This window comes from Blastococcus sp. KM273128, from assembly GCF_021698975.1.
In the GTDB taxonomy this organism is placed as follows: domain Bacteria; phylum Actinomycetota; class Actinomycetes; order Mycobacteriales; family Geodermatophilaceae; genus Blastococcus.
The window spans coordinates 1-8,815 of record NZ_SSXA01000110.1; the positions used below are offsets into that span (position 1 = coordinate 1).

Genomic DNA, 8,815 nt, shown 5'->3' on the forward strand with positions numbered 1-8,815 from the left:
GCCGGCGCGGGCGTGCTCGACGAGGAGTTGGTTGATGCGTTCCTGGGCCATGGCGCGGCCGCGGGGGAGCTTGGCGGCGTCGATGATCTCGACCTCGGGAGGCAGGGCGGCCAGCAGGGGCTGGGGGGCGAGGTGGTCGGCGACGACGACGTCGGCGGTGGCCAGCGCCTGGCGGCCGCGGACGGTGATCAGGCCGGGGTCGCCGGGGCCGCCCCCGACCAGCACCACGCTGCCGCCGGTCGTGTGCTCGCGCCGGCGCACCGCGAGGGTGCCGTCGGCCAGCCCGGTGAGGACGCCGTCGCGGAGCCCGGCCGCCGCGCGCTGGTCGTCACCGTGCACCGCCACGACCAGGTCACCGGCGCGCCCGGTGACCGGCAGGTCGGCGCTTGCCGCCGGCGAGCCGTCGATACCGGCGCAGAACACCCGCTCCCGCTCGGCGTCGGCGAGCACGGCGGCGTCGACGTCCGGGTCGCCGGTCGCCGCGAGGGCGAACCACGCCCCGGCGAGGTCGCCGGTGGCGTAGGGCCGCGCGGACCACGACAGCCGCCCGGCCGCGGCCGCCGACTCGAGCGCCGGGGTGACCGCGGGGCTGACCACCACCACCTGCGCGCCCGCGGCCAGCAGGCCGGCCGCACCGCGGTGCGCGGCGGCCCCGCCGCCGACGACGACCACGCGCCGCCCGGTCAGCCGCAGCCCGACCGGGTGCGGCGCGTCGAGGGTGGTCACGGTTCCTCCTGGGAGATCGGGTGGGCGGGTCCGGAGCACCGGGCGACGGCGACGGTCACCCGGCCGTGCACCGTCTTGCCGACCTCCAGCACGCCGCCGGCCAGCAGCGCGGCGGCCTCGGCGACCGACGGCGTGCCGACCCGGCGGGCGACGGCGGCGGACGGCGCGGGGACGGGGACGGCGGCCAGCGCCGCGGCCGAATAACCGGTGAGCGGCCAGCCCCGCTGCGTGGCTGCCCCCACCAGGCCCGGCTCGCGCGCCCGGCTGTCCAGCGTGGCGAGCGCGACCGGCCCGGCCGGGGAGGGGAGCACCGCGTCGACGGCGGCGAGCACCTCGGCGGCGGTCGCACCCGAGGTCAGCCCCACGCCGACGGTCCTCACGTCGGCACCCCGGGGCGGTCGGGGAGCTCGGCCAGCAGCCCGGCGGCGTCCCGGGGGAGCGGCCCATCGGGGAGCAGGCCGAGCGCGCGCAGCCGGGCCCCGACCTCGAGCGCCCACGGGCGGGCCAGCCGCGCGCGGGCGAGCAGGTCGCCGTCGCCGAGGACGTCGCCGGGCGGGCCCTGCACCACGGTGCGGTCGACGACGACGGCGACCTCGTCGGCCCAGCGGAGCGCGAGGTCGACGTCGTGCGTGCTCATCACCACCGTGGAGTCGTGCTCCTGCAGGCGGGCGAGGGCGGCGAGGGTGTCGGCGACGGCGGTCGGGTCGAGCCCCGCGGTCGGCTCGTCGAGGAGCAGCACGCAGGGGCGCATCGCCACCGCGCCGGCGATGGCGACCCGCTTGCGCTCCCCGTAGGAGAGCTGGTGGGTCGGGCGGGCGGCGAGCGGCGAGACGGCGAGCAGGTCGAGCGCCTCGGCGACGCGGGCCCGCACCTCCGCCTCGGAAAGGCCCAGGTTGAGCGGGCCGAAGGAGACGTCCTGGCCGACCGAGGCGCTGAACAGCTGGTCGTCGGGGTCCTGGAGCACCAGTTGCACCACCTGCCGGTGCGCGCGCAGTCCGCCGCGGGTGTGCTGCAGCGGCACGCCGTCGACGGTGACCGCGCCCGCGACCGGCCGCAGCGCCCCGGACAGGCAGCGCAGCAGCGTCGTCTTGCCCGACCCGTTGGCGCCCAGCAGCGCCAGCCGCCGTCCCGGCGGGACCGTCAGCCGCGCACCGTCGAGCACCGGTGCCGCGCCCGGGTACCCGGCGACCAGGCCGGCGGCGGCGAGCGCCCGGTGGCTCACCGCGCCACCAGGGTGAGTGCGGTGATGCCCGCGGGCAGGACCAGCGCGAGCGCGACGAAGGGCCGGGACGAGGGCAGCGCGTCGGGCAGCACCCGGAGGCCGGTCTCCATGCCGCGGCCGGCCAGCCCGTCCTGCATGCGCCGGGCCCGGTCCCACGACCGGGTCAGCACCGCGGCGGCGAGGACCCCGGCGGAGCGGTAGCAGCGGCGGGGGGAGGCCCAGCCCATGCGCGCGGCCTGCGCCTCGCGGATGGTGCCGAGGCTCTCGAGCAGCACGAACACCAGCCGGTAGGTCACGCCCGCGACCTCCACCACCGCCGCGGGGACGCCCAGCCGGCGCAGCGCGGGCAGCAGGTCCGACATCGGGGTGGTGGTGGCCAGCAGCAGCACCGCGGCGCTGCCGGCCACCGCTCGGCCGACGAGCGAGCCGGCCCGATCGGCGGCGTCCGGGGCCCAGCCGACCCCGCCGTCCCCGACCGCGACGACGGCGGTGAGCGCGCCGACGGCGATGAACGCCAGCGGCCAGCGGACGGCCCGGCCGAACGTGCGGGCCGGCACCCGGGCGGGGCCCAGCGCCAGCGCGACGGCGGCCAGCCCGACCAGCACGCTGCCCGGCCAGGCGGGCAGCAGCAGCGCGCAGCCGACCAGGCCGGCGCAGAGCAGCAGCTTGTCGCCGGGCGACCGCCCGCGCCAGGCGCTGCCCCATGCCGCGTCGTCGACCGCCAGCCCCGTCACCGCCGGTCGGCCTCCACCACCGCGCCGGGCGCGGTCGCCGTCCGCCGGCCCCGCAGCCGGCCGAGCACGTAGCCGAGCACGCCGGCGCCGAGCGCCGCCTGCAGGGCGAACAGCCCCGACTCGGTCTCGCCGGCCGGGCTGAAGAGCGAGTCGAACCACGGCTCGTAGCCGCCGGCCTCGAGCTCCTCGGTGACCTGGCCGTCGGCGCCGCCGTACTCCGCACCCGGGTTCACGACCAGCGGGACGGCGAACAGCGCGACGACCGCGAGCACGATCAGGGCGTTGACGAGCGCGCGGCGGGTCACGCGGCACCCCCGGTGGTCGCGGGGACGGCGGCGGGCTGCAGGATCCCGAGCCGCTCGAGCTCGGGGCGGGCGTTGACGGTGAGCACCCGGAACAGCAGGACGCCGAGCAGGCCCTCGCCGATCGCCAGCGGGATCTGGGTGAGCGCGAAGACGCCGAGGAACTTGGCCAGGGCGCCGGTGAGGCCGCTGGCGGCGTCGGGGAACGCCAGCGCGAGCTGCAGCGACGTCATGAGGTAGGTGGCCAGGTCGGCCAGCGCGACGCCGGCGAACACGGCGGGCAGCAGCCCGGCGCCGGCCGCGCGGGTCAGCCGGTAGGCGCCGTACCCCGCCCACGGTCCGACGACGGCGAAGGCGAACGCGTTGGCGCCCAGGGTCGTCAGCCCGCCGTGCGCGAGCAGCAGCGCCTGGAACAGCAGCACCACCGTGCCGAGCAGGGCCATCACCGGTGGCCGGAACAGGATGGCGCCGGGCCCGGTGCCGGTCGGGTGGCTGGAGCTGCCGGTGACGCTGGGCAGCTTGATCGCGCTGAGCACGAAGGTGAAGGCGCCGGCTGCGCCGAGCAGCAGCGTCGACTCCGGGTTCTCCCGCACCTCCTTCACGACCGCGCGGGCGCCGTGCGCGACGAAGGGTGCGGCGGCGAGCGTCCAGCCCAGCGCGTGCCCGGCGGGCAGGAAACCTTCAGCGATGTGCACGGGCGGGCTCCGATCGGACGGCGGGGGTGCAGGCGGTGACGAAGCGCTGGGCCAGCTCGGGGCTGCCGGCCCAGTTCAGGTGCAGGTAGGAGGCGTGCACGCCGCCCTGGACGAACCCCTCGGGTGCGGCGGCGCGCCACTGCCAGGCGGGGGACGGACCGGCCGGGGGATCGGCGTGGGTGCGGTGGAACTCGTGGCCGCGCACCCGGGTGCCGGCGGCGGCGAGCACGGAGCCGGTGGTCGCGACCGCGGCGCGGTAGCCGAGGGTCAGCCGGGGCGCCATCGCCGTCGCCACGTCCAGGACGCCGCACATCGGCACGCCGTCGAGCTCGCGGGCCAGGTAGAGCAGCCCCGCGCACTCGGCGGCGACCGGTGCGCCGCGGGCGGCGAGCGCGGCGACGTCGGCGCGCAGCGACGCGTTCGCCGAGAGCTCCGCGGCGTAGACCTCGGGGAAGCCGCCGCCCACGACCAGGCCGTCGGTGCCGTCGGGCAGCGCCTCGTCCCGCAGCGGGTCGACGGTCACCACCTCGGCGCCGGCCGCGGCGAGCAGTTCGGCGTTCTCCGCGTACCCGAAGGTGAACGCCGGGCCGCCGGCGACGGCGATCCGCGGGCGGCTCCCGGTGGGGGTGACCTCCGCGGCGGGGTCCCAGGGGACGGCGGCGAGGTCGGGAGCGGTGCGTGCCAGCCGCAGGACGGCGTCCAGGTCGACGCCGGCGGCGACCACCTCGCCGAGCCGGCGCACCGTCGCGACCGCCTCGGCCGAGCGCTCGGCCGCCGGCACCAGGCCCAGGTGGCGGGAGGGCGTGTGCAGCTGGTCCAGCCGCCTGATCGCCCCGAGCACGGGGACGCCGGCGGCGCCGAGCGCCTCGCGCAGGATCGCCTCGTGCCGGTCGCTGCCGACCCGGTTGAGGACCACGCCCCCCAGGCGCACCGAGGGGTCGAAGGTGGCGAACCCGTGGACCAGCGCGGCCACCGACCGCGCCTGGGACGAGGCGTCGACGACCAGCACCACCGGCGCCCGCAGCAGCCCGGCGACGTGCGCGGTCGAGGCGAACCCGGGCTCGACGGTGGGGTGGGTGGCGCCGTCGAACAGGCCCATGACGCCCTCGACCACCGCGACGTCGGCACCGTGGGCCCCGTGCAGCAGCAGCGGCGCGATCCGCTCCTCGCCGACCAGCCACGGGTCGAGGTTGCGGCCGGGCCTTCCGGCGGCGAGCCCGTGGTAGCCGGGGTCGATGTAGTCGGGGCCGATCTTGTGCGGGGAGACGGTCAGCCCGCGGGCGGTCAGCGCGGCGACGAGGCCGGTGGTGACCGAGGTCTTGCCCGCGTTGGACGACGGCGCCGCGACCACGACCCGCGGCAGGCTCACCACGGCCGAGCCCCGTTGATCATCGTCATCCGGCGGTCGGCGTCCGGCGTGTCGGCCACCGGATCACGATGATCAACTGCGGAGGCGGCGGGGTGGGTCACCACTCGATCCCCCGCTGGCCCTTCTGGCCGGCGTCCATCGGGTGCTTGACCTTGGTCATCTCCACGACCAGGTCCGCCGCCTCGACCAGCGCCGGGGGAGCGTCGCGCCCGGTGATGACCACGTGCTGGTTGCCCGGGCGTGCCGTCAGCGTCGCGACGACGTCGTCGACGTCCACCCAGCCCCACTTGAGCGGGTAGGTGAACTCGTCGAGCACGTAGAACCGGTGCGCCTCGGCGGCGAGGTCGCGCTTGATCTGCGCCCAGCCCTCGGCGGCGTCGGCGGCGTGGTCGACCTCGGTGCCCTGGCGGCGCGACCAGCTCCAGCCCGAGCCCATCTTGTGCCAGACGACGGGGCCGCCCTGGCCGGTGGCGGCGTGCAGCTCGCCGAGCGCGGTCAGCGCGTTCTCCTCGCCCACCTTCCACTTGGCGCTCTTGACGAACTGGTAGACCGCGATCGACCAGCCCTGGTTCCACGCCCGCATCGCCATCCCGAAGGCGGCGGTGGACTTGCCCTTCATCTCCCCGGTGTGCACGGCCAGCAGCGGCCGGTTGCGGCGCTGCCTGGTCGTCAGGCCGTCGGCGGGGACGACGTCGACCCGCCCCTGCGGCATCAGGCAGCCCTGCTCTCGCGGACCACGCCGGCCAGCTGGTCCGCGCCGAGCTCCTCCAGCCGCATCGTGCGGGCACCGAGCGCCGCACCCAGCGACGCCGCCAGGCCCAGCCGCACCGGCCCCGACTCGCAGTCGACGACGACGCCCGCGACCTCCGCGGCGGCGAGCAGCCCGGCGGCCCGGCGCGCCTCGCCCAGGTGGTCGCCGCCGCGGGCGCCGGTGGCCCGGCCGTCGGTGACGACGACCAGCAGCGGGCGGCGCCTCGGGTCGCGCACCCGCTCCCGCGCCAGGGTGCGGTGGGCCTCGAGCAGCCCGGCGGCGAGCGGTGTGCGCCCGCCGGTGGGCAGGCCGGTGAGCCGGGCGGCGGCCGCCTCGACCGACCAGGTCGGGGGCAGCGCGAGCTCCGCGGCGTCCCCGCGGAAGGTGACCAGGCCTACCTTGTCGCGGCGCTGGTAGGCGTCCAGGAGCAGCGAGAGGACGGCGCCCTTCACCGCGGCCATCCGCGAGCGGGCACCCATCGAGCCGCTGGCGTCGACGACGAAGAGCACGAGGTTGCCCTCGCGGCCCTCGAGCACGGCCTGGCGCAGGTCGTCGCGCTCGACCAGCAGGCCCGGCCCGGTGCGGCCGCGGGCGCGCTGGTGCGGCGCGGCGGCGAGCACGGTGCCCGCCAGGTGCAGCTTCGTGACGGTGCCCCCGGGGCGGGTGGAGCCGACCACGCGGCCGCGCTCCGACCGGGCCCGCGACCGCCGGCCCGCCGCGCCGGCCCCGATGCCGGGCACCTCCAGCCGGCGGGTGCGGAACGGGTCGGCCGGTGCGACCGCGGCCTGCTCGCGGGCGGGGGCGGCGTCGGCGTGCCCACCTCCCTCACCCCGCGGTGCCGTCGTCGGCTCACCCGCGACCCCGCCGTCGTCGCCGTCGTCTTCGCCGAGATCACGGGATCTCGGCGCATCCGCCGAGGGGCTCCCGTCGAGATCGCGCGATGTCGAGGGGCCGTCGTCGCCGTCCGGGCTGCCGCCGTCGTCCGGGCCGCCGTCGCCGTCCGGGCCGCCGTCGTCCGGGCCGCCGTCGCCGTCGGGACCGCCGTCGCCATCAGGCCCGTCGTCGTCGGGGCGGGAGTCGGCCAGCGCCTGGTCCAGCGTCTCGTCGTCCAGCCCCGGGGCGTCGAACGGGTTGCGCCGGCGGCGGTGGGGGAGCGCCAACCGGGCGGCGACGCGGACGTCGTCCTCGGTGACCTCCTCGCGGCCGCACCACGCGGCGTGCGCGATGGCGGCGCGGGCGGTGACGAGGTCGGCCCGCAGCCCGTCGACGTCGAAGGCGGCGCAGACGGCGGTGACCTGGCGCAGCGCGGCGTCGGGGAGCACGACGCGCGGCAGGCGGGCGCGGGCGCCGGCGATGCGGGCGGCCAGCGCGGTCTCCTCGGCGGCCCACTGCGCGGCGAAGCCGCCGGGGTCGGCGTCGGAGGCGAACCGGCGGCGCACCACCTCGGCGCGGACGGCGGGGTCGCGCGGGGCGGCGACCTCCACGGTCAGCCCGAAGCGGTCCAGCAGCTGGGGGCGGAGCTCGCCCTCCTCGGGGTTCATCGTGCCGACCAGCAGGAACCGGGCCGCGTGCCGCACCGAGACGCCTTCGCGCTCGACGTACGCGGTGCCCAGGGCGGCGGCGTCGAGCAGCAGATCGACCAGGTGGTCGTGCAGCAGGTTGACCTCGTCGACGTAGAGGACGCCGCGGTGCGCGTCGGCGAGCAGCCCGGGCTCGTAGGCCTTCACGCCCTCGGTCAGCGCCCGCTCCAGGTCCAGCGAGCCGACCAGCCGGTCCTCCGAGGCGCCCACCGGCAGCTCGACCAGCCGGGCGGCGCGGGTGCGCGTGGCGGTCTCGGGCTCGTGCGGGCCGTCGGGGCAGGCCGGGTCGGGGGCGGCGGGGTCGCAGCCGAACCGGCAGCCGGCGACGACGTCGACCGGCGGCAGGACGGCGGCCAGCGCCCGGACGCTGGTCGACTTGGCGGTGCCCTTCTCGCCCCGCACCAGCACGCCGCCCACAGCGGGGGAGACGGCGTTCAGCAGGAGGGCCAGCCGCAGGTCGTCCATGCCGACGACGGCGGTGAAGGGGAAGCTCATGCGGGGTACCCGCGCACGGCACGCGTCCTCTCCCCGGGTGTCCACGCCCGGAGGTGGCAGGAGCGCGACGGCGGGAGTTCCTGACTCACCGGCTCAGGCCGGCTCACAGTGGCGGGACCGCGCCGGAATCTCACCGGGCTTCCTCCACTGCCGTCGCGTGTGGCGGCGTCATCAGACCACGGGCGCGCTCCGCGGCGACAGACCCCCTCCGGCGCGGAGCGGCGGCCTAACACCCTCTTGACGTCCTAACGGCATTAGGACGACCATCCAGCCCATGACCGGGACCGTGGTGCCGGACCGTCGTGGGCGGCGGCGGCAGGAGACGATCGAGCAGGTGCTCGCGGTGGCGGTCGAGGTCATGACGGAGCAGGGCGCGGCCGGGCTGACGCTCGGCGAGGTGGCCCGCCGGATGGGCATCCGCCCGCCGTCCCTCTACGGGTACTTCGACGGCAAGCACGCGCTCTACGACGCCCTCTTCGAACGGGGCTGGCGTGCGCTCCAGGGGGTGCTCGAGCAGGCCGGGGCCATCGCGGACGGCGCCGACCCCCTCACCGCGTGGCGGGGAGGCACCACCGCCCTCGTGCGCTGGGCCGTGGAGCACCCCGCCCACTCGGCGCTCATGTTCTGGCGTCCGGTGCCCGGCTTCACGCCGTCGCCGGAGGCGTACGCGCCGGCCGTCGCGCTCGACGCCGAGTCACGCGCGCTGCTGGTCCGGCTGCGGGACGCCGGGCACCTCGCCGCGGACGTCGACCTGGACCGCGCCTACCGCGCCTGGACGGCGCTGGTCGGCGGGGTCATCTCCCAGCAGCTCTCCAACGCGCCGGGCGAGCCGTTCGAGACCGGCGCCTTCACCACCGTCCTGCCCGACGTCATGGACATGTGGCTCGACCACCACCGCGCGAACCCGTCCGCCCGCTGATCCGAGGAGGTCCGCCGTGACC

General features: G+C 77.7%; 10 protein-coding genes and 1 riboswitch. Of the genes, 1 reads left to right on the forward strand and 9 read right to left on the reverse strand.

All coding sequences use genetic code 11. From position 1 onward, the window contains the following. The 9 genes from E9529_RS20300 to E9529_RS20340 form a co-directional block, all read right to left on the reverse strand. Positions 1 to 726 (reverse strand): NAD(P)-dependent oxidoreductase (locus E9529_RS20300; RefSeq protein ID WP_236833080.1); only part of this gene is annotated, 726 nt, incomplete at its 3' end. Beyond that, positions 723 to 1,106, reverse strand: a complete 384-nt coding sequence (locus E9529_RS20305; RefSeq protein ID WP_236833081.1) for a cobalamin biosynthesis protein — start codon at positions 1,104 to 1,106, stop codon at positions 723 to 725. The genes E9529_RS20300 and E9529_RS20305, both read right to left, overlap by 4 nt. After that, positions 1,103 to 1,948, reverse strand: a complete 846-nt coding sequence (locus E9529_RS20310) for an energy-coupling factor ABC transporter ATP-binding protein (protein ID WP_236833082.1) — start codon at positions 1,946 to 1,948, stop codon at positions 1,103 to 1,105. The genes E9529_RS20305 and E9529_RS20310 overlap by 4 nt, the downstream gene beginning before the upstream one ends. Beyond that, on the reverse strand, positions 1,945 to 2,682 hold the full coding sequence (gene cbiQ, locus E9529_RS20315) for a cobalt ECF transporter T component CbiQ (RefSeq protein ID WP_236833083.1): 738 nt from the start codon (positions 2,680 to 2,682) through the stop codon (positions 1,945 to 1,947). Before cbiQ ends, E9529_RS20310 begins: the two co-directional genes overlap by 4 nt. Continuing rightward, positions 2,679 to 2,987 carry an energy-coupling factor ABC transporter substrate-binding protein gene (locus tag E9529_RS20320; RefSeq protein ID WP_236833084.1) on the reverse strand — a complete coding sequence of 103 codons (309 nt, stop codon included), beginning with the start codon at positions 2,985 to 2,987 and terminating at the stop codon, positions 2,679 to 2,681. The genes cbiQ and E9529_RS20320 overlap by 4 nt, the downstream gene beginning before the upstream one ends. After that, entirely contained in the window at positions 2,984 to 3,679 is a 696-nt protein-coding gene (locus E9529_RS20325) for an energy-coupling factor ABC transporter permease (protein ID WP_236833085.1), read from the reverse strand. The genes E9529_RS20320 and E9529_RS20325 overlap by 4 nt, the downstream gene beginning before the upstream one ends. Continuing rightward, positions 3,666 to 5,048, reverse strand: coding sequence for a cobyrinate a,c-diamide synthase (locus tag E9529_RS20330; RefSeq protein ID WP_236833086.1), 1,383 nt, complete (start codon positions 5,046 to 5,048; stop codon positions 3,666 to 3,668). Before E9529_RS20330 ends, E9529_RS20325 begins: the two co-directional genes overlap by 14 nt. A 97-nt stretch (positions 5,049 to 5,145) precedes the next feature. Then, the gene (gene cobO, locus E9529_RS20335; protein WP_236833087.1) at positions 5,146 to 5,760 is read right to left on the reverse strand and encodes a cob(I)yrinic acid a,c-diamide adenosyltransferase; all 615 of its coding nucleotides are present in this window, start codon (positions 5,758 to 5,760) and stop codon (positions 5,146 to 5,148) included. After that, positions 5,760 to 7,874, reverse strand: a complete 2,115-nt coding sequence (locus tag E9529_RS20340; RefSeq protein ID WP_236833088.1) for a putative cobaltochelatase — start codon at positions 7,872 to 7,874, stop codon at positions 5,760 to 5,762. The genes cobO and E9529_RS20340 overlap by 1 nt, the downstream gene beginning before the upstream one ends. Before the next feature lie 74 nt (positions 7,875 to 7,948). Continuing rightward, a riboswitch (cobalamin riboswitch) is annotated at positions 7,949 to 8,019 on the reverse strand. Between the two features lie 129 nt (positions 8,020 to 8,148). Between E9529_RS20340 and E9529_RS20345 the strand changes: the two genes are divergently transcribed. Next, positions 8,149 to 8,793 carry a TetR/AcrR family transcriptional regulator gene (locus tag E9529_RS20345; protein WP_236833089.1) on the forward strand — a complete coding sequence of 215 codons (645 nt, stop codon included), beginning with the start codon at positions 8,149 to 8,151 and terminating at the stop codon, positions 8,791 to 8,793. The last annotated feature ends 22 nt before the right edge of the window (positions 8,794 to 8,815 follow it).